Annotated in this window: 20 protein-coding genes; 1 reads left to right on the forward strand and 19 read right to left on the reverse strand. The window is 72.4% G+C overall.

Going from position 1 to position 22,651, the window contains the following annotated elements:
* Positions 1-158 precede the first annotated feature (158 nt).
* The 17 genes from AB0J67_RS28545 to pyrR all read right to left on the reverse strand — a co-directional run bounded on the left by AB0J67_RS28545 (position 159) and on the right by pyrR (position 20,651).
* Entirely contained in the window at positions 159-1,616 is a 1,458-nt protein-coding gene (locus AB0J67_RS28545) for a transcription antitermination factor NusB (protein WP_363486569.1), read from the reverse strand.
* Positions 1,613-2,539: a methionyl-tRNA formyltransferase gene (fmt, locus tag AB0J67_RS28550; RefSeq protein ID WP_363486570.1), complete on the reverse strand. Its 927-nt coding sequence runs from the start codon at positions 2,537-2,539 to the stop codon at positions 1,613-1,615. Before fmt ends, AB0J67_RS28545 begins: the two co-directional genes overlap by 4 nt.
* A 4-nt stretch (positions 2,540-2,543) precedes the next feature.
* The gene (def, locus tag AB0J67_RS28555; RefSeq protein ID WP_363486571.1) at positions 2,544-3,095 is read right to left on the reverse strand and encodes a peptide deformylase; all 552 of its coding nucleotides are present in this window, start codon (positions 3,093-3,095) and stop codon (positions 2,544-2,546) included.
* A gap of 240 nt (positions 3,096-3,335) precedes the next feature.
* Positions 3,336-5,237: a primosomal protein N' gene (locus AB0J67_RS28560; RefSeq protein ID WP_363486586.1), complete on the reverse strand. Its 1,902-nt coding sequence runs from the start codon at positions 5,235-5,237 to the stop codon at positions 3,336-3,338.
* A gap of 364 nt (positions 5,238-5,601) precedes the next feature.
* Positions 5,602-6,792, reverse strand: a complete 1,191-nt coding sequence (gene metK, locus AB0J67_RS28565; RefSeq protein WP_363486572.1) for a methionine adenosyltransferase — start codon at positions 6,790-6,792, stop codon at positions 5,602-5,604.
* A gap of 135 nt (positions 6,793-6,927) precedes the next feature.
* The gene (coaBC, locus tag AB0J67_RS28570) at positions 6,928-8,121 is read right to left on the reverse strand and encodes a bifunctional phosphopantothenoylcysteine decarboxylase/phosphopantothenate--cysteine ligase CoaBC (protein WP_363486573.1); all 1,194 of its coding nucleotides are present in this window, start codon (positions 8,119-8,121) and stop codon (positions 6,928-6,930) included.
* An 11-nt stretch (positions 8,122-8,132) separates the two neighbouring features.
* Positions 8,133-8,396: a DNA-directed RNA polymerase subunit omega gene (gene rpoZ, locus AB0J67_RS28575; RefSeq protein ID WP_363486574.1), complete on the reverse strand. Its 264-nt coding sequence runs from the start codon at positions 8,394-8,396 to the stop codon at positions 8,133-8,135.
* Positions 8,397-8,430: 34 nt separating this feature from the next.
* Positions 8,431-9,045, reverse strand: a complete 615-nt coding sequence (gene gmk, locus AB0J67_RS28580; RefSeq protein WP_363486575.1) for a guanylate kinase — start codon at positions 9,043-9,045, stop codon at positions 8,431-8,433.
* Between the two features lie 316 nt (positions 9,046-9,361).
* Positions 9,362-9,676, reverse strand: coding sequence for an integration host factor, actinobacterial type (mihF, locus tag AB0J67_RS28585; protein ID WP_203751265.1), 315 nt, complete (start codon positions 9,674-9,676; stop codon positions 9,362-9,364).
* 211 nt (positions 9,677-9,887) lie between these two features.
* Positions 9,888-10,733, reverse strand: coding sequence for an orotidine-5'-phosphate decarboxylase (pyrF, locus tag AB0J67_RS28590; protein ID WP_363486576.1), 846 nt, complete (start codon positions 10,731-10,733; stop codon positions 9,888-9,890).
* Positions 10,734-10,747: 14 nt separating this feature from the next.
* Positions 10,748-12,025 carry an adenosylmethionine--8-amino-7-oxononanoate transaminase gene (locus tag AB0J67_RS28595; RefSeq protein WP_363486577.1) on the reverse strand — a complete coding sequence of 426 codons (1,278 nt, stop codon included), beginning with the start codon at positions 12,023-12,025 and terminating at the stop codon, positions 10,748-10,750.
* Between the two features lie 74 nt (positions 12,026-12,099).
* Complete coding sequence (locus AB0J67_RS28600; RefSeq protein ID WP_363486578.1) at positions 12,100-13,152, reverse strand: quinone-dependent dihydroorotate dehydrogenase; 1,053 nt, start codon at positions 13,150-13,152, stop codon at positions 12,100-12,102.
* 121 nt (positions 13,153-13,273) lie between these two features.
* The gene (carB, locus tag AB0J67_RS28605) at positions 13,274-16,636 is read right to left on the reverse strand and encodes a carbamoyl-phosphate synthase large subunit (RefSeq protein WP_363486580.1); all 3,363 of its coding nucleotides are present in this window, start codon (positions 16,634-16,636) and stop codon (positions 13,274-13,276) included.
* A 1-nt stretch (position 16,637) separates the two neighbouring features.
* Complete coding sequence (carA, locus tag AB0J67_RS28610; protein ID WP_363486581.1) at positions 16,638-17,777, reverse strand: glutamine-hydrolyzing carbamoyl-phosphate synthase small subunit; 1,140 nt, start codon at positions 17,775-17,777, stop codon at positions 16,638-16,640.
* Positions 17,774-19,051 carry a dihydroorotase gene (locus AB0J67_RS28615; protein WP_363486582.1) on the reverse strand — a complete coding sequence of 426 codons (1,278 nt, stop codon included), beginning with the start codon at positions 19,049-19,051 and terminating at the stop codon, positions 17,774-17,776. Before AB0J67_RS28615 ends, carA begins: the two co-directional genes overlap by 4 nt.
* Positions 19,052-19,077: 26 nt before the next feature.
* A complete protein-coding gene (locus AB0J67_RS28620; RefSeq protein WP_363486583.1) occupies positions 19,078-19,986 on the reverse strand; it encodes an aspartate carbamoyltransferase catalytic subunit in 909 nt (302 codons plus the stop codon).
* A complete protein-coding gene (gene pyrR / locus AB0J67_RS28625; RefSeq protein WP_363486584.1) occupies positions 19,983-20,651 on the reverse strand; it encodes a bifunctional pyr operon transcriptional regulator/uracil phosphoribosyltransferase PyrR in 669 nt (222 codons plus the stop codon). The genes AB0J67_RS28620 and pyrR overlap by 4 nt, the downstream gene beginning before the upstream one ends.
* Before the next feature lie 280 nt (positions 20,652-20,931).
* On the opposite strand from pyrR, the gene AB0J67_RS28630 reads away from it, so the two are divergent.
* Positions 20,932-21,420 carry a transcriptional regulator gene (locus AB0J67_RS28630; protein WP_203689965.1) on the forward strand — a complete coding sequence of 163 codons (489 nt, stop codon included), beginning with the start codon at positions 20,932-20,934 and terminating at the stop codon, positions 21,418-21,420.
* A 65-nt stretch (positions 21,421-21,485) separates the two neighbouring features.
* Here AB0J67_RS28630 and nusB read toward each other — a convergent pair whose 3' ends face one another.
* Positions 21,486-21,899 (reverse strand): transcription antitermination factor NusB, encoded by a 414-nt coding sequence (gene nusB / locus AB0J67_RS28635; RefSeq protein ID WP_363486587.1) that lies wholly within the window; start codon positions 21,897-21,899, stop codon positions 21,486-21,488.
* A 54-nt stretch (positions 21,900-21,953) separates the two neighbouring features.
* Positions 21,954-22,511: an elongation factor P gene (gene efp, locus AB0J67_RS28640; protein ID WP_363486585.1), complete on the reverse strand. Its 558-nt coding sequence runs from the start codon at positions 22,509-22,511 to the stop codon at positions 21,954-21,956.
* Positions 22,512-22,651: the final 140 nt, after the last annotated feature.

The following is a 22,651-nucleotide window of genomic DNA, read 5'->3' on the forward strand; positions in this document are numbered from 1 at the left end:
GCGCGCCGTCCATCCCCGCGCCGAGCTGCAGGTCCATCAGCACCACGGCGGGCGCGAACCCCCGGACATCGCCGCGTGCGTATTTGTGTGCAGAGCAAAGTCACTGGCGGCATGACCGGCGCGGCAGGCTCAGGCGTTGCGGCGCAGCAGTGCCGGGTTCAGGAGTTGCGGCGCAGGAGGGCCAGGAACATCGCGTCGGTGCCGTGCCGGTGCGGCCACAGCTGCACCGTCGGGCCGTCGCCGAGCCCCGGCATACCGGCCGGCAGCGTGGGACGGGCGTCGACGAACTCCACGTCGAATCCGCTGCGGCGCACCGCCTCGGTCACGCTCACCTGCGTCTCGACCAGGTGCGGCGAGCACGTCACGTACGCCACCAGGCCGCCGGGACGGACCGCGCGCAGCGCCGCGCCCAGCAGCTCGCGCTGCAGCTTCGTCAGCGGCGGCAGGTCGGAGGGCTGGCGCCGCCAGCGCGACTCCGGCCGGCGCCGCAGCGAGCCCAGCCCGGTGCAGGGCGCGTCCACCAGCACCCGGTCGAACCCGCCCTCCGGCAGGTCGCGGTCGGTGCCGACGCTGCGGCCGTCGGTGCAGATCACGGTGGCGGGCATGCCGCGCACCGCGCTCGCGACCATGTTGGCCCGGTGCTCGGTCACCTCGACCGCGGTCAGGTGCGCGCCGCGCTGCGCGGCCAGCGCGGCAAGCAGGCCGGCCTTGCCACCCGGCCCGGCGCACAGGTCGAGCCAGCGCTCGTCGCGGCCGTCCAGCGGCGCCTGCACCAGCGAGGTGGCGACGAGCTGGCTGCCCTCGTCCTGCACGTGCGCCCGGCCGGTCTTGATCTCCACGAGCTCGCCGGGCGAGCCGCCGCCGAGGTAGACGGCGTACGGCGAGAACGCGCCGGGCAGCCCGCCGACGATGTCGGCCAGCTCCACCGCGTCCGCGCGGCCCGGCCGCGCGCACAGGTGCACCTCGGGCCGCTCGTTGTCGGCGGTCAGCAGCCGCTCGGTCTCGGCCAGGTCGCCGCCGAGCGCCTCGCGGAACGCGCGGACGATCCACTCCGGATGGTGGTGGGTGACCGACAGGTGCCCGATCGGGTCCTCCTGCTCGGCCGGCGCCACCCGCGCCAGCCAGGTGTCGAGGTCGTGCTCGGCGATGCGGCGCATCACCGCGTTGGCGAACCCGGACGCGCCCGGCGCGACCGCGCGCACCAGGTCCACCGTCGAGGCGACCGCGGCGTGCGCGGGCACCCGGGTGTGCAGCAGCTGGTACGCCCCCAGCCGCAGCGCGTCGCGAGCGGGCGGGTCGATGCGGTCCACATCCCGGTCGGCGGCCACGCCGATGATCCGGTCGAGGGTGCCCCGGGCGCGCAGCGTGCCGTAGGTCAGCTCGGTGGCGAACGCGGCGTCGCGGCCGAACAGCCCCGCCTCCCGCAGCAGCCCCGGCAGCACCAGGTTGGCGTACGCGTCGTCCCGGTGCACCGCCAGCAGCGCCTGGTACGCCGTCATCCGGGCCGGGTCGTGCGCGGGCCGGCCGGCGCGCGGGCCGCGCCCGCCCCGCGCGTCGCGGTCGTGCTGTCGGGGTTTGGCGGAGCCTGAGCTGCTGCCGCCGCGGAACGATGTCACGAGAAGCTGTCCTCACTGCCGACCCGCACTCCGCGGGCCCAGTCCACGGCCGACATGGCCTTCTTGCCCGCGGCCCGCACCTCACCCAGCTCGACCGGGGAGGTGGCGGTGCCGGCCAGCACCCGGCGCTTCTCCACCAGCAGGTCGCCCGGCTTGAGCGCGGGGCCGTCGGCTACCGGCAGCACCGGGCCGAGCTTGATCCGGTCACCGCGGAACGTGGTCCACGCGCCCGGCGCGGGCGTGGTCGCGCGCACCCGGCGGTCCACCGCGAACGCGGGCTCGTCCCAGCGCACCTCGGCGTCCTCCACGGTGATCTTCGGGGCCAGGGTGACGCCGTCGGCGGGCTGCGGCACCGCTCGCGCGGCACCGGAGCCGATCGCGTCCAGCACCGCCACCAGCAGGCCCGCGCCGCTCACCGCGAGGCGCTCCAGCAGGTCGCCGGAGGTGTCGCGGGGGCGGATCTGCTCGGTGAGCGTGCCGTAGACCGGGCCGGTGTCCAGGCCCGCCTCCAGCTCGAACACCGACGCGCCGGTGAACTCGTCGCCGTGCCAGACCGAGTGCTGCACCGGCGCCGCGCCGCGCCAGGCGGGCAGCAGCGAGAAGTGCAGGTTCACCCAGCCGTGCACCGGGATCTCCAGCGCGGCCGGGGGCACCAGCGCGCCGTACGCGACGACCGGCACGCAGTCGGGCGCCAGCTCGCGCAGCCGGTCCAGGAACTCGGGCTCGCGCGGGCGCTGCGGGGTGAGCACCTCGACGCCGCGCTCGTCGGCCCAGGCGGCGGCGTGCGAGCGCACCAGCTGCCGCCCGCGCCCGGACGGGGCGTCCGGGCGGGTGACCACGGCCAGCAGCTCGTGGCCGGACTTCTCGATCGCGTCGAGGGAGGGCAGCGCCACCTCGGGCGTGCCGGCGAAGACCAGGCGCATCAGCTCACCGCCCCAGGCCGAACGGGCTGGCGTGCGGCGACACCTTCACGACCGTGCTGGTCGGGTCGTACCACTCGGCCCGGCGGATGTCGCGCAGCGCGGTCTTGCGGGCCTGGGTGTCCAGGCGGTCGATGAAGATGACGCCGTCGAGGTGGTCGGTCTCGTGCTGGATGCAGCGCGACATCAGGCCGGTGCCGACGATCTGCAGCGCGTCGCCGAACTCGTTGAACCCCTTGGCGATCACGTTCTTGCGGCGCTTGGTGTCGTAGTAGAGCCCCGGCACGGACAGGCAGCCCTCGTCGCCGTCCATCTCCTCCTCGTCGGGGAAGTGCAGCACCGGGTTGATCAGGTGGCCGATCACCTCGTCCACGTCGAAGCTGAACACCCGCAGGCCCACGCCGATCTGCGGCGCGGCCAGCCCGACTCCGCCGGCGTCGCGCATGGTCTCGGTCAGGTCGCGCACGAGCATGCGCAGTTCCTTGTCGAATGTGACCACCTCGTCGGCGGGGGTGCGCAGCACCGGGTCCCCGAAGAGTCGGATCGCTTGGACGGTCACAGGGGTCGTCTCCTCGGCAGTCGAACGAAGGGCAGTGCTGATCAGTCTACGGAGTGTCCCGTGCCCGCCCGCACGATCGGTCACCCGCCACAGACTTTGTCCTGTTTTCGACGTCGCACGTCACACCACCCGGATCGCGAGGATGCCCACCATGGTCATCCGACTTGCCTGGCACATGGGCGTATGCGGCCCCGAGATTCGCCCGGTTGCCAGGCAAGTCCGACGATCAAGGGGGCCGGGTCAGAGCTCGTGCGGGTCGAGCTGGATGCGGACGGAGTGGGCGGCCTTGCGCAGGCTGCGTACGCCGGCCGCCTCGTGCAGGGCTCGGGCCAGGGCCAGGCCGCCGCCGCGGCCGGTGCGCAGCAGCATGCGCTCCTCGTCCTCGCCGACCGGCAGCGGGCCGAGCAGCTCCACCCCGTCGGGCAGGCGGGCGGCGTCCAGCAGCTCGGTCACCGCCACCGCCGGCCCGGTCAGCGAGGCCAGCCGGGCCGCGGGCGGGAAGCCCAGCTCCCGGCGCTCCCCCAGCTCCCGGTCGGCCAGCCAGGCCGGATCCCAGCGCACCAGCGCCTGCACCGTGGCCAGGCCGCCGTCGGCCACCACCACCACGCGCCCGCCCCGCTCGCCCGGCCGGGCCAGCGCCGCCGCGTTGAACCAGCGCCGCGCCGCCTCCTCGGTGGCGCGCAGGTCGGCCCGGGTCAGCAGCGCCCAGGCGTCGAGCAGCAGCACCGCGCCGTACCCGCCCTCGGCCACCGGCTCCGCGCCGGGCGTCGACAGCACCAGCGCCGCCTCGCCGGGCACCGTCGACAGCACCGCGTCACGTCCCGAGGTCCGCACCGGCACCCCCGGCAGGGCCCGGCCCAGCTCCTCCGCGGTACGCCGTACCCCGGTCACCGCCGCCCGCAGCCGCCTGCCGCCGCACGCCGGGCAGGTCCAGCCTGCCGCGGGCCGCGCGCACCAGCGGCACGCCGCCACGCTGCCCGCACCGCCCAGCGCCAGCGGACCCGAGCAGCGCGGGCAGCGGGCGCGCTCACGGCAGTCCTGGCACGAGACGGCGGGCACGTACCCCCGCCGCGGCACCTGCACCAGCACCGGCGCGTCCGCGGCCAGCGCGTCGCGGGCCGCCTTCCAGGCGACGCTCGGCAGGCGCGCCGAGGCCGCCGCCGGGTCACGGGCGAGCTGGGTGTCGTCGGCCGGCTGCACCAGCGGCGCGGACCGGCGCACCTGGTCGCGCGTCGCCGCGATCTCCTTGGCCCACCCCGTCGCCAGCAGCAGCTGCGCCTCGGCCGTCCGCGCGAAGCCGCCCACCAGCACCGCCGCGCCCGTCTGCTGCGCCCGGGTGAGCAGCACCTGGCGCACGTGCGGGTACGGCGAGCGCGGCTCGGCGTGCAGATCGTCGCCGTCGTCCCAGACCGCGACCAGGCCCAGCTCCGCCACCGGCGCGAAGGCGGCGGCCCGGGTGCCGACGACCGCCGCCACCTGCCCGCGCCGGGCGCGCAGGAACCGGCGGTAGCGCTCGCTCGGACCCAGGGCGGCGGCGAGCGCCACGTGCCGGTCCGGGCCGAGCAGCGCGGTCAGCGCCGCGTCCAGCCGCTCCAGGTCGCGGGCGTCGGCCACGACCACCACCGCGCCCCGGCCGCTGTGCAGCGTGGCGGCGACGGCCTCGGCGATGCGCGCGGGCCAGTGCTCGCCCGGCAGCGCCGACCAGACGGCCCGGGGTGAGCGCCCCTCGGCCAGCGCGCGCAGGAACGCCTCCCCCGCCGGGTAGCGCCGCCAGCCGTCGTGCGGCGGCTCGGGCGGACTGCCCGCCGGAGGGTCGACGCCGCGTTCGGCCTCGACCTTCGCCTGGCGGGGCGGGACGGCCAGGCGCAGCACGTCGGCGAGGCTGCCCGCGTACCGGTCAGCTACCTCGCGGGCGGCCCGCAGCACCTGCGGGTCGAGCACGGGCTCGGCCGAGACGACCTTCTCCAGCCAGGCCAGCCTGCCCTCGTGCGCGGTCTCCTCGGCCCGTTCGAGCAGCCAGCCGTCGACGAGCTGGCCGCTGAAGCGCACCTTCACCCGGGTGCCGGGGCGGGCCTTGTCGGCCAGGTCGGCGGGCACGCGGTAGTCGAAGGTGCGGTCGAGGTGCGGCAGCGGCACGTCCACGCAGACGCGCGCGACGGCCAGGCTCTCGGCCGGTTGGCGGTCCTGCTTCACGCGCGCTGTCACGCCAAGAGTCTTAGCAGAACCATCCGACGCCCTCCCGCCCCCGCCCACCGCCACGCCCGTCCCACTGCCGCCCCGCCACGCACACCATGGACACCGCGCCCGCGCCCGCCCCGCGTTCACCGCACCCCGCCGCACTCCGCTCCACACCTCGCGTCGGCCCGCACATGAATAGACGTTGGCCTATCTGGATGACGAAAACATGATCGAAGTCATCCGGATAGGCCAACGTCTATGGCAAAACGGGCGCGCGGCAGGGCTGCCCGCCGAGCGGCGGGGTGGCCGGGGCGCGTGGGGCGCAGGGTCAGCCGATGGCGGACTTGAGGTCGGCGACGCGGTCGGTGCGCTCCCAGGTCAGGTCCGGCAGTTCGCGGCCGAAGTGGCCGTACGCGGCGGTCTGCTGGTAGATCGGGCGCAGCAGGTCCAGGTCGCGGATGATGGCCGCGGGACGCAGGTCGAAGACCTCGCCGATGGCCTTCTCGATGCGCTCGACGGCGTAGTTCTCCGTGCCGAACGTCTCCACGAACAGGCTGACCGGCTTCGCCTTGCCGATGGCGTACGCCACCTGCACCTCGCAGCGCTCGGCGAGCCCGGCCGCGACCACGTTCTTGGCGACCCAGCGCATGGCGTACGCCGCGGAGCGGTCGACCTTCGACGGGTCCTTGCCGGAGAACGCGCCGCCGCCGTGGCGGGCGTAGCCGCCGTACGTGTCGACGATGATCTTGCGGCCGGTGAGGCCGGCGTCGCCCATCGGGCCGCCGATCTCGAAGCGGCCGGTCGGGTTGACCAGCAGCCGGTAGCCCTCGGTGTCCAGGCCCAGGCCGTCCAGCTCGGGCGCGATCACGTGCTCGCGCACGTCCGGCGTGAGCAGCGACTCCAGCGAGATGTCGGGCGCGTGCTGGGAGGAGACGACGACGGTGTCGAGGCGGACCGGCTTGAAGCCGTCGTACTCGATGGTGACCTGGGTCTTGCCGTCGGGGCGCAGGTACGGGATGGCGCCGTCCTTGCGGGCGGCGGTGAGGCGGCGGGCGAGCCGGTGCGCGAGCGCGATCGGCAGCGGCATCAGCTCGGGGGTCTCCGAGCAGGCGAAGCCGAACATCATGCCCTGGTCGCCGGCGCCCTGCGCGTCGAGCGTGTCGTCACCCTCGCCGGAGCGCTGCTCCAGCGCGCTGTCGACGCCCTGGGCGATGTCGGGCGACTGCGAGCCGATGGACACGCTGACGCCGCAGGAGGCGCCGTCGAAGCCCTTCTTGGAGGAGTCGTAGCCGATCGACAGGATCGTGTCGCGCACGATGGTCGGGATGTCGGCGTACGCCTTCGTGGTCACCTCGCCCGCGACGTGCACCTGGCCCGTCGTGATCAGTGTCTCGACGGCGACGCGGCTGCGGGCGTCCTGGGCGAGCAGCGCGTCCAGGATGCCGTCGCTGATCTGGTCAGCGATCTTGTCCGGGTGACCCTCGGTGACCGACTCCGAGGTGAACAGGCGACGTGCCACTCGATCTCTCCCATACAGCGACTTGGATGACGATGGATGGACGGTACGTCCCACCACCGTCTTGGCGGAAGTCTAGTCAACAAGTAGGTCTTCGCGGGGCAGGCCCGGCCGGATGTCCGCTGGACGGGACGCCGGTCACAGCAGCGCGACGACCTGATCCCAGACCGCGTCGGCGAGATCGTCCTTGCTGCGCGGGCCGAGCTCGCGGTGCGAGCCGTCGGCGCCGAGCACGACCGCCTCGTTGCGGTCGGCGCCGAAGACCTTGTCCTCGCCCACCTCGTTGACCACGATCAGGTCGGCCCGCTTGCGCACCAGCTTGCCGCGGGCGTGCTCGATCGCGTCGTGGGTCTCCGCGGCGAACGCCACCAGCACCTGGCCCGGCCGCTTGGCCGCGCCCAGCTCGGCGGCGATGTCCGGGTTCGTGGTGAGCTCGATGACGGGCGCCGTGCCGTCGGCGGTCTTCTTGATCTTCTGATCGGCGTACGCGGCGGGACGGAAGTCGGCGGGCGCGGCGGCCATGATCACCGCGTCGGCCTCCTTGGCCGCGCCGACGACGGCGTCGCGCAGCTGCGCGGTGGTGCCGACCCGGACCAGGTCGGCGCCGGCGGGCGTGGGCAGCGACACGTTGGCGGCGACGAGCGTCACCCGCGCGCCCCGGGCCAGCGCGGTGCGCGCGAAGGCGTACCCCTGCTTGCCGGAGGAGCGGTTGCCCAGGAACCGCACCGGGTCCAGCGGCTCGCGGGTGCCGCCGGCGGTGACCACCACGTGGCGGCCGGCCAGGTCGGCGGGCGGGTTCGCACCGCGGGCCAGCACGCGCAGCGCGTACTCGAAGATCTGCTCGGGGTCGGGCAGCCGGCCCTTGCCGGTGTCCTTGCCGGTGAGCCTGCCGACGGCGGGCTCGATGACCAGGGACCCACGGCGGCGCAGCGTCGCGACGTTGTCGGCGGTGGCCGGGTGCTCCCACATCTCGGTGTGCATGGCCGGCGCGAAGACGACCGGGCAGCGCGCGGTGAGCAGCGTGTTGGTCAGCAGGTCGTCGGCCATGCCGTGCGCGGCCTTGGCCAGCAGGTCGGCGGTGGCCGGCACGACCAGCACCAGGTCCGCGGTCTGGCCCAGCTTGACGTGCGGCACCTGCGGCACGTCCGCCCAGACCTCGGTCGCGGCCGGCTGGCCGGACAGCGCCTCCCAGGTCGGCGCGCCGACGAAGCGCAGCGCGGAGGCGGTCGGCACCACGCGCACCGAGTGGCCGGACTCGGTGAGCAGGCGCAGCAGCTCGCAGGCCTTGTAGGCGGCGATGCCGCCGCCTACCCCCAGTACGACGCGCGCCATGTCGGGAGGGCTCAGCCCTCGGTCGGCTCGGCGGTGAGCAGCCCGGCGTTGATCTCACGCATCGCGATGGAGAGGGCCTTCTCCTGCGGCGTGGTCTCCACCAGCGGGCCGACGTACTCCAGCAGGCCCTCGCCGAGCTGGCTGTAGTAGGCGTTGATCTGCCGGGCACGCTTGGCCGCGAAGATCACCAGCGAGTACTTCGACGAGGTCTTGTCGAGCAGCTCGTCGATCGGCGGGTTGGTGATGCCTTCGGGTTGGGCGACGGTTCCAGCCACTGTGAATCCTTGTCTAGGAGAATGCCGGTGCGCTTCAGATACGCGGACGTGCCGAGGCGAGCGCAGGCGAACCGAGCAATCCTACCAACTCGTCCGCAGCGCGCTCGAGGTAGTCGTTCACGACAGTCACGTCGAACTCGGACTCGGCGGCGAGTTCCTCGTCGGCGTGGGCGAGACGGCGGCGGATGGTGTCCGGGTCCTCGGTCCCCCGGCCGATGAGCCGGCGGCGCAGCTCCTCGCGGCTGGGCGGGGCCAGGAAGACCAGCTGCGCGTCCGGCATGGCCTGCCGGACCTGGCGCGCGCCCTGCAGGTCGATCTTCAGCAGGGCCGGGATGCCGGCGGCGAGCCGGCCCTCGACCGCGGCGCGCGGCGTGCCGTAGAGGTTGCCCGCGAACTCGGCCCACTCCAGCAGCATGCCGCCGTCGACGAGGCGCTCGAACTCGGTGCGGTTGACGAACGTGTAGTGCTTGCCGTCGATCTCGTAGTCGCGCTTCTTGCGGGTGGTGACCGAGACGGACAGCCATACCCAGGGCGAACGCTTGCGGATGACCTCGATGACGGCATCCTTGCCGACACCGGAGGGCCCGGAGAGCACGGTGAGGCGGGCGGGCGCGGCCGCTCGGGCGGCGAGCGGTACGTCGTCTTCCATTCTCAAGTTCTACCCAATCGAGGAGCGGTGGTGGCAGCGGGGGCCCTGTTTGAGCACTACGTCACGAGGACTTAACAGGGGGTTCCGGCCCGGATGCGCCGTTCTTGCCCTCAGAAACGAACCAGCGGCGCTGTCGAAACGACAGCGCCGCTGGGCGACGATCTGCGGAGCGGGCAACCTCACCCGAAGGCGTGAGTGTCACTCACGCCGGGTCGGCGGCCCGATCCGGTGGACATGCGGTGGAGCCTCGGCACACCGCTGCCCGTTCGCCGCGGACGTCTCCGCCCGCGGCGAGGATGATGCTGACGGTTCGCGATCAGGCCGCGAACTCGGCCAGCAGCGCCTTGCGCTGCTGGTCGCCCAGCCCGCGCAGGCGGCGCGAGTCGGCGATCTTCAGCTTCTCCATGATCTGCGTGGCCCGGATCTTGCCGATGCCGGGGAGCGCCTGCAGCACGGCCGACACCTTCAGCTTGCCAACGACGTCGTCGGCCTCGGCGCGGTCGAGCACGGCGGCCAGGGTGGTCTTGCCCTGCTTGAGCTGCTCCTTGAGCTCAGCCCGAGCCTTGCGGACCTCCGCGGCCTTCTCCAGCGCGGCAGCGCGCTGCTCTGGGGTCAGTGACGGGAGCGGCACCAGTTCTCCTCAGGTCCTCTTGTTCACGACGGCGGGTTTGCCGGCGTGTGGTGCACCGCCTTCCCCACCGCGGGCGGTGGATAACGTCGGCACACCGTTGCTGGTGAAACTCACGTGACTTGCGGGTCACGAGAGCAGATCAGCCCAGCGCCGGGAAACCTAGCGGTCGACGACGTTTTCGGCAACGTCACCGCGCATGATCACGAAAAGGTCACGGCAGGCCCGGACGTCCCAATGCGTCCCGGCAGGCATCGAGAGTCCGGGATGCCGCGGCCCGCAGCGCCTCGACATCCGGGCCCGCGCCGAGCACCTCGCGCGACGATGAGGGCAGCACCGCGGACAGGTTCCCGGGGAAGATCCGGCGAAGATCGTCGGCCGTCCCGCCCTGCGCGCCGAGGCCCGGAACGAGGATCGGCCCGTTGAGCGCGGACAGGTCGTGACCGGTCTCGCCGATGGTCGCCCCGACCACCAGGCCGAGGTTACCGATCGGTTCGACACCCTTGTTGAGCTGGGAAATCTCGTCGATGATCGTTTGCGCCACGCTACGGCCGTCTATGCCCCGAGCGTGCTGCACGGATGGTCCCTCCGGGTTGGACGTGAGGGCGAGCACGAAGACGCCGCCGCCGTGCTCAGCCGCCATGTCGAACATCGGGGCGAGCGATCCGAGACCCAGGAACGGGCTCGCGGTGATCGCGTCGACATACATGGGCCTCGATGGGTTCAGATAGGCGTCGGCGTACGCGGCGGCGGTCGAGCCGATGTCGCCACGCTTCACGTCCAGAAGCACAAGGGCTCCGGCCTGGCGTAACTGTCGGATAGTTGACTCAAGAATCTCGGCTCCGCGAGCCCCGAATCGCTCAAAAAAGGCGGACTGCGGTTTGAAAACAGCCACCCGATCGGCCAGTGCCGCGACCACCGTGGCGCAGAACGACGCCACCCCGTCCGCGTCGTCGGCCAGGCCCCATGCCTTGAGCAGGGAGGCGTGCGGGTCGACGCCGACGCACAGCGGCCCCCGCTCGTCCATCGCCCGCGCCAGGCGCGCCCCGAACGGCTCCATGAAAACTCCTTCACTCATTCGCGTACGCACGCGGCAGCCGCCGCACCCATCGCCCTCGTGATCGCCGCGACGTCCTCGTCGGAGCTGACGAACGGCGGCATCGTGTAGATCAGATCCCGGAACGGTCGCAGCCAGACGCCCGCGTCCACCGCGGCGGCCGTCGCCGCCGCCATGTCGACCTCGCGATCGAGCTGCACCACCCCGATCGCCCCGAGCACCCGCACGTCGGCCACGCCGGGCAGCTCCCGCAGCGGGGCAAGGCCCGTCCGGAGCAGACCCTCGATCCGGCGTACCCGCGCCCGCCAGTCACCCGACAGCAGCAGCCCGATGCTGGCGCTCGCCACCGCGCACGCCAGCGGGTTGCCCATGAACGTGGGACCGTGCGCCAGCACCGGCACCGCGCCCTGCGAGATGCCCCGGGCCACCTCGGACGTGCACAGTGCCGCGGCGAGTGTCAGATATCCGCCGGTCAGCGCCTTCCCGACGCACATCACGTCGGGGGTCACCCCGGCGTGGTCGGCGGCGAACAGCTCGCCGGTGCGCCCGAAGCCGGTCGCGATCTCGTCGAACACCAGCAGCACGTCGTGCTCGTCACACAGCTCCCGCAGCACCCGCAGGTAGCGCGGGTCGTGAAAGCGCATCCCCCCGGCGCCCTGCACCACCGGCTCGACGATCACCGCGGCCAGCTCGTGCGCGTGCGTGACCAGCGCCTCCTTCAGCACCGTCACATAGGACTCGTCGTACTCCGCCGGCGGCGCGGGCGCGAACACCTGCCGGGGCAGCACGTCGCCCCAGAGGCTGTGCATGCCGCCCTCCGGGTCGCACACGCTCATCGGGTGGAACGTGTCCCCGTGGTACCCGCCGCGCCACGTGGCCAGCCGCCGCTTGCCCGGCCGCCCACGCGACACCTGGTACTGCAGGCACATCTTGACGGCCACCTCGACGCTCACCGAGCCCGAGTCGGCCAGGAACACGTGCTCCAGCCCGTCCGGGGTGATGTCCACGAGCGTCTTCGCCAGGCGGACCGCGGGCTCGTGGGTGAGCCCGCCGAACATCACGTGGCTCATCCGTCCGAGCTGGTCGGTGACGGCCGCGTCGAGCACCGGGTGCCGGTAGCCGTGGATCGCCGCCCACCAGCTCGACATGCCGTCGACCACCTCGCGCCCGTCGGCCAGCCGCAGCCGCACCCCGCGCGCGCTCTCCACCACGAGCGGCTCCTGCCGCCCCGGCATCGGCCCGTACGGGTGCCACACGTGCGCCCGGTCCAGCGTCAGCAGCTCGTCGGTGTCCACGACGTCCCTCCCGAAAGGAAGGGCACCTTCACCACGCGCCGCGCGGTGGAAGGTGCCCTTCTCGACCTGGTCGGTCACCGAGCGCCCGCCGGGCCGCGCTGCGCGGCCGCGCGTACCAGCGCGGGACCGTAGTAGATGAATCCGGTGTAGAGCTGCACCAGGCTCGCGCCCGCGTCGAACAAACGGGCCGCGTCGTCGGCGCTCATCAGCCCGCCGACGCCGACGATCGGCAGCCGCCCGCCCGTCTCGCGGTGCACGAACGACACCACCTTGTGCGCCCGCTCGGTCAGCGGCGCGCCGGACAGGCCGCCCGCCTGCGCCGCCGTGGCCTGGTCGGCCGGGGCGACGCCGTCGCGGCTGAGCGTGGTGTTGGTCGCGATCAGACCAGCCACCCCGCGTGCCAGGCACACTTCCAGCAGCTCGGCGATGGCGTGGTCGGTCAGGTCCGGGGCGATCTTCACCAGCACCGGCTTGCTCGTCGGGGCGCCGCCGGGCCGCGGGTCCGGCTCGGTCAGCGCCGCCAGGATCGCGTCGAGCTGGTCGCGGTCCTGCAGGCTGCGCAGGCCGGGCGTGTTCGGCGAGGAGACGTTGACCGCGAAGTAGTCGCCGAAGAACTTCAGCGCGTCGTACGACGCCCGGTAGTCCGCGACGGCCTCCTCCAGCGGGGTCACCTTCGACTTGCCCAGCGAGATGCCCAGCGGCACCCCGATCGGGCCCAGCGCGGCCAGCCGCCCCGCCAGCGCCTGCGCGCCCTCGTTGTTGAACCCCATCCGGTTGATGATGGCCCGGCTGTCCGGCAGCCGGAACAGCCGCGGCCGCTCGTTGCCCGGCTGCCCCTGCGCGGTCACCGTGCCGACCTCGACGAAGCCGAACCCGAGCGCCGGCCACGCCTTCAGCGCGACGCCGTTCTTGTCCATCCCCGCCGCCAGCCCCACCGCGTTCGGAAACCGCACCCCGAACACGTCGACCGGCCTGTCGACCGCGTAGCGCCGCTGGAGCATGCCCAGCACGCCGGGCCGCCGTGACAGCCCCGCGAGCCGCTCCAGCGTCCACTCGTGCGCCCGCTCGGCGTCCCCGCCCCCGATCCGGAACAGCCGGGGCCGGACCACCTTCTCGAACACCGTCACGCCCCGACACCCCCCGCGCCGTCTCCCATGATCGCGTCGATCTTGCGCGAACTGTTGCCCTTTTGGGGGGTATGGGCGTGTCGTACCCACAGTTCGCGCAAGATCGGCGCCTCGAGACGGGTCACGCGGCGAGCTCCGGGCGGATCACGGCGTGGAGCTGCTGCAGCGGGCGGACCGTCATGTCGCCGCGGATCAGGGCCTCGATGCCCATCACGGCCGCCGCCGCGCCGGGGACGGTGGTGCAGCAGGGGATGTCGGCGGCCACCGCCGCGCTGCGGATCTCGTAGCCGTCGGAGCGGGCCTTGGCGCCGGAGCCCTGCGGGGTGTTGATGACCATCTTCACCTCGCCGGAGGCGATCAGGGAGACCGCGTCGCGCTCGGCGTCCTCGCTGTGCTTGCCGACGACCTCGCAGACGATGCCGTGGCGGCGCAGCACCTCGCCGGTGCCGACGGTGGCCACGATCTCGAAGCCGAGGTCGGCCAGCCGCTTCACCGGGAAGATCATGCCCCGCTTGTCGCGGTTGGCGACCGAGACGAAGATCTTGCCGCTGGTCGGCAGCGTGCCGTACGCGGCCGCCTGCGACTTGGCGAAGGAGTGCCCGAACGCCATGTCGATGCCCATGACCTCGCCGGTGGACTTCATCTCCGGCGACAGCAGGGTGTCCACGCCCTTGCCGGCACGGGTGCGGAAGCGCTTGAACGGCAGCACCGCCTCCTTGACCGCGACCGGCGCGGTCTCCGGCAGCAGGCCGCCGTCACCCTCGGCCAGGAGCATGCCCTCGGCGCGCAGCTCGGCGATGGTGGCGCCGAGCATGATCCGGGCCGCCGCCTTGGCCAGCGGCACCGCGGTCGCCTTCGAGACGAACGGCACGGTACGCGAGGCGCGCGGGTTGGCCTCCAGCACGTAGAGCATGTCGTCCTTGAGCGCGTACTGCACGTTGAGCAGGCCGCGCACGCCCACGCCGCGGGCGATCGCCTCGGTGTACTCGCGCACCACGTCCAGGTGGCGCCCGCCCAGGGTGATCGGCGGCAGCGCGCACGCCGAGTCGCCGGAGTGGATGCCGGCCTCCTCGATGTGCTCCATCACGCCGCCGAGGTACACGTCGCCGTTGGCGTCGCAGAGCGCGTCCACGTCGATCTCGATCGCGTCGTCGAGGAACCGGTCCACCAGCACCGGGTGCTCCGGCGAGATGTCGGTGGCCCGGCCGATGTAGTCGCGCAGCGTGGCGTCGTCGTAGACGATCTCCATGCCGCGCCCGCCGAGCACGTACGACGGGCGGACCAGCACCGGGTAGCCGACCTCGTCGGCGATCTTCTTCGCGTCGGCGAAGCTGGTCGCGGTGCCGTGCGCCGGGGCGCGCAGCCCCGCCTCGGCCAGCACCCGGCCGAACGCGCCCCGCTCCTCGGCGAGGTGGATCGACTCGGGCGTGGTGCCGACGATCGGCACGCCCGCGTTCTTCAGCCGCTGCGCCAGGCCCAGCGGCGTCTGCCCACCCAGCTGCACGATCACGCCGATCACGCCGGGGCCGCCCGCGGCCAGGCCGGAGCTGTGCTCGGCGTGCACCACCTCGAGCACGTCCTCGAAGGTCAGCGGCTCGAAGTAGAGGCGGTCGGCGGTGTCGTAGTCGGTCGACACCGTCTCCGGGTTGCAGTTGACCATGACGGTCTCGTAGCGGCCCTGGCCCTCCACCGGCGGGGCGCCGCGCAGCGCCATCACCGCGTGCACGCACGAGTAGTCGAACTCGATGCCCTGGCCGATCCGGTTCGGGCCCGAGCCCAGGATCAGCACCTTCGGCCGGTCGCTCGGCGCCACCTCGGTCTCCTCGTCGTACGAGGAGTAGTGGTACGGCGTCGTCGCGGCGAACTCGGCCGCGCAGGTGTCGACCGTCTTGTAGACCGGCCGTACGCCCAGGCGGTGGCGCAGCGTGCGCACCCCGTCCTCGCCCGCGAACTCCGGGCGCAGCGCGGCGAGCTGCCGGTCGGACAGGCCCGCCCGCTTGGCCTTGCGCAGCAGCGGCAGGTCCACCACCGGCGCGTCGAGGATCTCGGCGCGCAGCTCGACCAGGCCGAGGATCTGGTCCACGAACCAGGGGTCGATGCCGCCGGACGCCTCGGTGACCTGCGCGACGGTGGCGCCGTGGCGCAGCGCCTCCTCGACGGCGTACAGGCGCCCGTCGTGCGGGACGCGCAACGCCTCCAGGGCCTGTTCGACCGAGCCGAAGCGGTCCGGCGCGGTCCAGAAACCGGCCGCCTTGGTCTCCATCGAGCGCATCGCCTTGTTCAGCGCCTCGGGGAAGTTGCGGCCCAGGCTCATCGCCTCACCGACCGACTTCATGGTCGTGGTCAGCTCCGGGTCGGCCCCGGGGAACTTCTCGAACGCGAACCGCGGGATCTTCACCACCACGTAGTCCAGCGACGGCTCGAACGCGGCCGGCGTCTTGAGGGTGATGTCGTTGGGGATCTCGTCGAGGGTGTACCCGATGGCCAGCTTCGCGGCGATCTTCGCGATCGGGAAGCCGGTGGCCTTGGACGCCAGCGCGCTGGAGCGCGAGACGCGCGGGTTCATCTCGATGACCACGATCCGGCCGTTGTCCGGGTTGATCGCGAACTGGATGTTGCAGCCGCCGGTGTCCACGCCGACCTCGCGCAGCACCGCGATGCCCAGGTCGCGCATGTTCTGGTACTCGCGGTCGGTGAGCGTCATCGCCGGGGCCACGGTCACCGAGTCGCCGGTGTGCACGCCCATCGGGTCGATGTTCTCGATCGAGCAGATGACGACCACGTTGTCGTGCTTGTCGCGCATCAGCTCCAGCTCGTACTCCTTCCAGCCGAGCACGCTCTCCTCGATGAGCACCTCGGTCACCGGGGAGGCGGCCAGGCCGCTGCCCGCGATGAGGTCGAGCTGCTCCGGGGTGTGCGCCATGCCCGAGCCGAGGCCGCCCATGGTGAACGAGGGCCGGATGACGACCGGCAGGCCCAGCTCGGCGACGGTGTCGCGCACCTCGTCCATGGAGTGGCAGACCCGGCTGCGCGGCACCAGGTCACCGGTCAGCCCGAGCCGGGCGCCCGCCTTGGCCACGATGTCCTTGAACAGCTGCCGGTCCTCGCCGCGGCGGATGGCGTCGATGTCGGCGCCGATCAGCTCCACGCCGTACTTCTCCAGCACCCCCGCCTCGTGCAGGGCGACCGCGGTGTTCAGCGCGGTCTGCCCGCCCAGGGTGGGCAGCAGCGCGTCGGGGCGCTCGGCCGCGATGACCTTCTCCACGAACTCCGGCGTGATCGGCTCGACGTAGGTGGCGTCGGCGAACTCCGGGTCGGTCATGATGGTCGCCGGGTTCGAGTTGACCAGGCTGACCCGCAGGCCCTCGCTGCGCAGCACCCGGCACGCCTGGGTGCCGGAGTAGTCGAACTCGCAGGCCTGGCCGATGACGATCGGGCCGGACCCGATCACCATGACGTGCTTCAGATCTGTCCGCTTCGGCATCTCACTTGCCTCCGTTGCTGAGTTCCGAACGGACCTTGCCGGGTCGCTCCACGAGCTCCACGAACCGGTCGAACAGGTAGTCGGCGTCGTGCGGCCCTGCTGCCGCCTCCGGGTGGTACTGCACGGTGAAGGCGGGCACGTCCAGCGCGCGCAGGCCCTCCACCACGTTGTCGTTCAGGCACACGTGCGAGACCTGCACCCGGCCGAACTCCGTGTCGGCGGTGCCCTCCAGCGGTGCGTCGACGGCGAAGCCGTGGTTGTGCGAGGTGACCTCGACCTTGCCGGTGGTGCGGTCCATCACCGGCTGGTTGATGCCGCGGTGGCCGTAGCCCAGCTTGTAGGTGCCGAAGCCCAGTGCCCGGCCCAGGATCTGGCTGCCGAAGCAGATGCCGAACAGCGGCAGGCTCCGCTTCATCACGGCCTGTGCCAGCATCACCGCGTGATCGGCGGTCGCCGGGTCGCCGGGCCCGGGCGAGAAGAACACCGCGTCCGCGCCCACCGACAGCAGGTCGTCGAGGGTGGCGTCGGCGGGCAGGACGTGGGTGGTCACGCCGCGGGCGGCCAGCCGCCGCGGCACGTTGCGCTTGATGCCCAGATCCAGGGCCGCGACGGTGAAGCGGTGCTCGCCCTCGGCCGCAACGGTGTACGCCTGCGACGTGGTGACCTCCGCGGACAGGTTCGCCCCGGTCATCTCGGGCTGCTGGCGCACCCGCGCCAGCAGCGCCTGCGGGTCGCGCTCGACGCTGGACACGCCGACGCGCATCGCGCCGCGCTCGCGCAGGTGCCGGGTGAGCGCCCGGGTGTCGACGCCGCTGATGCCGACCACGCCGAGGCGGTCCAGCCGGGCGCCGAGGTCCTCGGTCGAGCGCCAGTTGGACGGCACACGGGCCGGGTCGCGCACCACGTAGCCGGCCACCCAGATCCGGTCGGACTCGTCGTCGGAGTCGTTGACACCGGTGTTGCCGATGTGCGGCGCGGTCTGCACCACGACCTGGCGGTGGTACGACGGGTCGGTGAGCGTCTCCTGGTAGCCGGTCATGCCGGTGGTGAAGACCGCCTCGCCGAAGGTCTCGCCGACCGCGCCGTAGGCCTCGCCCCGGAACGTGCGACCGTCCTCCAGGACCAAGATCGCCTCTGTCACTTCTGCACCTTTCCGTCGAGCACCGTCGGCACGCCCCGCAGGAAGGTGGCGACGATCCGGCCGGGCACCGTCATCCCGGCGTACGGCGTGTTGTGGCTGAGACTGGCCAGCCCGGTGGGTTCGACCGTCCACCGCGTCGTGGGGTCGATCAGCGTGAGGTTCGCGGGCGCGCCCGCGACCAGGTCGTTGCCGTGCCCGTCCAGCCCGGCGATGCGGGCCGGGGCCCGGGACATGCGCTCGGCGATCAGGTCCCACTCCTCGCCGAGCACGTCGAGCACGATCGGCAGCGCGGTCTCCAGGCCGAGCATGCCGGGGCGGGCGTAGGCCCACTCGCACTCCTTGTCCTCCGCGGCGTGCGGGGCGTGGTCGGTGGCCACGATGTCGATGGTCCCGTCGCGCAGGCCCTCGCGCAGCGCCTGGACGTCGGTGTTCGTGCGCAGCGGCGGGTTCACCTTGTATACCGGGTCGTACGACTCGGCCTTCTCGTGGGTCAGCAGCAGGTGATGCGGCGTGACCTCGGCGGTGACGCGTACCCCCCGGGCCTTGGCGGCGCGGATGATGTCGACGCTGCCCGCGGTCGAGACGTGGCACACGTGCAGGCGGGCGCCCACGTGCTCGGCGAGCAGCACGTCCCGCGCGATGATCGACTCCTCGGCCACGGCGGGCCAGCCGGTCAGGCCGAGCTTCGCCGAGACGTCGCCCTCGTGCATCTGCGCGCCCTGGGTCAGCCGCGGCTCCTCGGCGTGCTGGGCGATGACGCCGTCGAACGCCTTGACGTACTCCAGCGCCCGGCGCATCAGCCGCGGGTCGGCGACGCAGAAGCCGTCGTCGGAGAAGACCCGCACCCGGGCCGCCGAGTCGGCCATCGCGCCCAGCTCGGCCAGCCGCTCGCCGGCCAGGCCGACGGTGACCGCGCCGATGGGCTGCACGTCGACCAGCCCGGCCTCCTGGCCGAGCCGGTAGACCTGCTCGACCACGCCGGCGGTGTCGGCGACCGGGGAGGTGTTGGCCATCGCGCAGACGGCGGTGTAGCCGCCCAGGGCGGCGGCGCGCGAGCCGGTGTACACCGTCTCGGCGTCCTCGCGGCCGGGCTCGCGCAGGTGGGTGTGCAGGTCGACCAGGCCGGGCAGGGCCACCAGGCCGGTGGCGTCGACCACCTCGGCGCCGTCGGCACGCAGTCCGGCGCCGACCTCGGCGATGACGCCGTCGCGCAGCAGCAGGTCGACGGGCTCGGCGCCGAGGATCCGGGCGCCCTTGATCAGAATGTCGGTCACGGACGTCCTCCGGGCAGCGGGCTGGGTCATCGGGCTCCTCCGAGCAGGAGGTAGAGGCAGGCCATGCGCACGCTGACGCCGTTGGTGACCTGCTCGACGATGGTGGAGCGGGGCGAGTCGGCCACCTCGGGCGTGATCTCCATGCCCCGGTTCATCGGGCCGGGGTGCATGACGATCGCGTGCGCGGGCATCCGGCGCAGGCGCGCGCCGTCCAGGCCGTAGCGGCGGGAGTACTCCCGGGCCGAGGGGAAGTACGAGTCGGTCATCCGCTCGCGCTGCACCCGCAGCATCATCACCACGTCGACCTGCGGCAGCACCGCGTCGAGGTCGTAGGCGACCTGGGCCGAGGCGTTCAGGTCGGTGGGGATCAGCGTCGGCGGGCCGACCAGGGTGACCTTGGCGCCGAGCGTGTTCAGCAGCAGCACGTTGGAGCGGGCCACCCGGCTGTGCAGCACGTCGCCGACGATCGCCACGTGCAGGCCGTCGAGCCGGCCCATCCGCGAGCGCATGGTGTACGCGTCCAGCAGCGCCTGGGTGGGGTGCTCGTGGGTGCCGTCCCCGGCGTTCAGCACGCTGCCGGAGACCCAGTGGGCCAGCCGGTGCGGCGCGCCGGAGGCGGGGTGCCGGATGACGACCGCGTCGGCGCCCATCGCCTGCAGTGTCCAGGCGGTGTCCTTGAGGCTCTCGCCCTTCTCCACGCTGGAGCCCTTGGCCGAGAAGTTGATCACATCGGCGCTCAGCCGCTTCGCGGCCGCCTCGAACGAGATCCGGGTGCGGGTGGAGTCCTCGTAGAAGAGGTTGACCACGGTGCGGCCGCGCAGCGTGGGCAGCTTCTTGATCTCGCGGCCGGAGACGCTGGCCATCTCGGCGGCGGTGTCCAGGATCTCGATCGCGGTGGCCGCGTCCAGGTCGGCCGTCGACAGCAGGTGCTTCATCGCGTTTCGTCCTTCCCGGCGCCGGTGGGCAGTGCCCGCTGCTCGGCGGTCACGGCGGGCAACCGGACGGAGCCGCTGGCGTTGGCCAGGACCACCTCGTCGGTGCCGTCGATCTCGGTCAGCTTCACCTTGACCTGCTCGGACAGGGCGGTGGGGATGTTCTTGCCGACGTAGTCGGCCCGGATCGGCAGCTGCCGGTGGCCGCGGTCGACCAGCACCGCGAGCTGCACCGCGGCCGGGCGGCCGAGGTCACTGAGCGCGTCCAGGGCGGCCCGGATGGTGCGGCCGGAGAACAGCACGTCGTCGACGAGGATCACCTTGCGCCCGTCCACGCCGCCCGCGGGCTCCTCGGTGCGGCCGACCGCGCGGATCGAGCTGCTGCGCAGGTCGTCGCGGTAGAGCGTGATGTCGAGCGTGCCCACGGGGACGTCCAGGCCCTCGAAGGCCCGGATGCGCTCGGCCAGCCGGTGGGCGATCGGCACGCCGCGGGTGGCGATGCCCAGCAGGACCACGTCGGCGGCGCCGGAGGTCTTCTCCAGGATCTGGTGCGCGATGCGGTCGACGACGCGGGAGACGTCCGCGGCGGAGAGAACGATCTTGGTGGGAGCCGGTGCGGCCGGCTGCTGCGCTGGGGCGTTCGACTCGTCTGTCGATGGGCGCGCCAAGGCAGACCTCCTTCCCCGCCTCACGGGACGGGTCGTTAAAGGATGTCAAGGTCAGCGTTAAACTTAGCAGTGAGACGGCCGACGATGCGTTCGGGGGCCAGTCAATCCGCAGGTCATACGATTGTACCTAGCGGATCAGCTCAATCGATCAAGCCGGTCGGATGAGGTTGTCTCAACTTGTGGTCAACGAGCACTTGACCGCGTGTCGTTAGCGCCGTACCGTCACGCTGCGTAGCGATCGTCGGGGAACCCGCCCCGGCCAACAGCTGGGAGTGTCGGAATGCCGTCTGATTACGCCAAGTCCCTCGGTGCGCGACTGCGCTCCATCCGCCAGCAGCAGGGTCTGTCCCTGCAGGGCGTGGAGGAGAAGTCGAACGGGCGTTGGAAGGCCGTGGTCGTCGGCTCGTACGAGCGAGGCGACCGTGCCGTCACGGTGTCCCGTCTGGCCGAGCTGGCCGACTTCTACCGCGTCCCCGTGGGTGAGCTCCTGCCGGACGGCCCCGCGCCGCGCCAGGAGGCCACCAGCAAGATCGTCCTGGACCTGGAGCGCCTCTACGACGGCGCCAAGGAGGACCTCGCCTCGGTGGCCCGCTACGCCCGCGCCATCCAGCAGCAGCGCGGTGACTACAACGGCCGGGTGCTGTCCATCCGCGCCGTCGACCTCCAGGCACTGGCCGTGTTCTACGACTGCACGCCGAGCGAGCTGATCGAGCGCCTGGCCGACCACGGCGTGCTCGTGGCCGACCCGCGCGCCTTCTTCGCCAGCTGAGCACCGACTCCCAGCCGACGAAAGCGGCCCTTCCCCACGGGGAAGGGCCGCTTTCGTATGTCCGCTCAGCGCCGGGGCGCGTAGTCCGCGATCCGGCCGAGCAGGCCGTTGAGGAAGCGCGGCGAGTCGTCGGTCGACAGCTCCCGGGCCAGCTCGACCGCCTCGGTGATGGCCACCGGGTCGTCGATCTCGGGCACGTAGAGCAGCTCGAACACGGCGATCCGGGCCAGGTTGCGGTCCACCACCGGCATCCGGTCGATCGTCCAGCCCTCGGCGAAGGTGGCGATCGTCTCGTCGATGTCGTCCAGGTGCTCGTTCACGCCCTCGGCCAGCGACACCGCGTACGGCAGGTGCTCCGGCCGCGGCGACTCCATGCGCTCCAGGTACGCCGCCAGCACGGTCCGCACCGGCAGGTTGCGCAGATCAGCCTCGTAAAGCACGTCGAGTGCCCGCTTGCGCGCCTTGCGGCGGGCGGGCATCTGCGACTTGGGTCCCTCAGCCACGTCGAATCCCCCGGACGGGCCTGGGGCCCATCAGGCCCGGCCCAGGTAACGGCCGTCGCGGGTGTCGACCTTGATCTTCTCACCGGTGGTGATGAACAGCGGCACCTGCACGGTGGCCCCGGTCTCGATCATGGCCGGCTTGTTGCCACCGGTCGAGCGGTCGCCCTGCAGGCCCGGCTCGGTGTAGGTGACCTCGACGATCACGCTGGTCGGCAGCTCGACGTACAGCGGCACGCCCTCGTGCGTGGCGACGATCACCTCGGCCTCGGGCAGCAGGTAGTTCACGTTGTCGCCCACGGTCTCGCCGTTGACGTGGATCTGGTCGTAGGTGTCCAGGTCCATGAAGACGTAGTCCTCGCCGTCGGCGTAGAGGTACTGCATCTGGCGCTTGTCGACGTTGGCGGTCTCGACCTTGGTGCCGGCGTTGAAGGTCTTGTCGACCACCTTGCCCGTGAGCACGTGCTTGAGCGTCGTCCGCACGAAAGCCGGACCCTTGCCAGGCTTCACGTGCTGGAACTCGACCACGGCCCAGAGCTCCTTGTCGAGGTTGAGCACCATGCCGTTCTTGAGGTCGTTCGTGGTGGCCACAGCCAGGCTCCCGTTACATGATCAGATACTTGACAAAGAACAGACCCGACGAGTTTACCGGCCCGTGATCTCGGCTCGGCCGTGGGTGGCCCGCACCACGGTGTGACGGTGGTGGCCCCGTGAGCGTCGGCACTGTTAGC

The organism is Catellatospora sp. NPDC049609, from assembly GCF_040675365.1.
In the GTDB taxonomy this organism is placed as follows: domain Bacteria; phylum Actinomycetota; class Actinomycetes; order Mycobacteriales; family Micromonosporaceae; genus Catellatospora.

Bases quoted from the DNA above. Each gene is read 5' to 3' on its own strand.
- fmt (WP_363486570.1), bottom strand. From the start codon at position 2,539: ATGCGCCTGGTCTTCGCCGGCACGCCCGAGGTGGCGCTGCCCTCCCTC.
- coaBC (WP_363486573.1), bottom strand. From the start codon at position 8,121: ATGGCGCGCGTCGTACTGGGGGTAGGCGGCGGCATCGCCGCCTACAAG.
- gmk (WP_363486575.1), bottom strand. From the start codon at position 9,045: ATGGAAGACGACGTACCGCTCGCCGCCCGAGCGGCCGCGCCCGCCCGC.
- pyrF (WP_363486576.1), bottom strand. From the start codon at position 10,733: ATGGAGCCGTTCGGGGCGCGCCTGGCGCGGGCGATGGACGAGCGGGGG.
- carB (WP_363486580.1), bottom strand. From the start codon at position 16,636: ATGCCGAAGCGGACAGATCTGAAGCACGTCATGGTGATCGGGTCCGGC.
- AB0J67_RS28620 (WP_363486583.1), bottom strand. From the start codon at position 19,986: ATGAAGCACCTGCTGTCGACGGCCGACCTGGACGCGGCCACCGCGATC.
- AB0J67_RS28630 (WP_203689965.1), top strand. From the start codon at position 20,932: ATGCCGTCTGATTACGCCAAGTCCCTCGGTGCGCGACTGCGCTCCATC.
- nusB (WP_363486587.1), bottom strand. From the start codon at position 21,899: ATGCCCGCCCGCCGCAAGGCGCGCAAGCGGGCACTCGACGTGCTTTAC.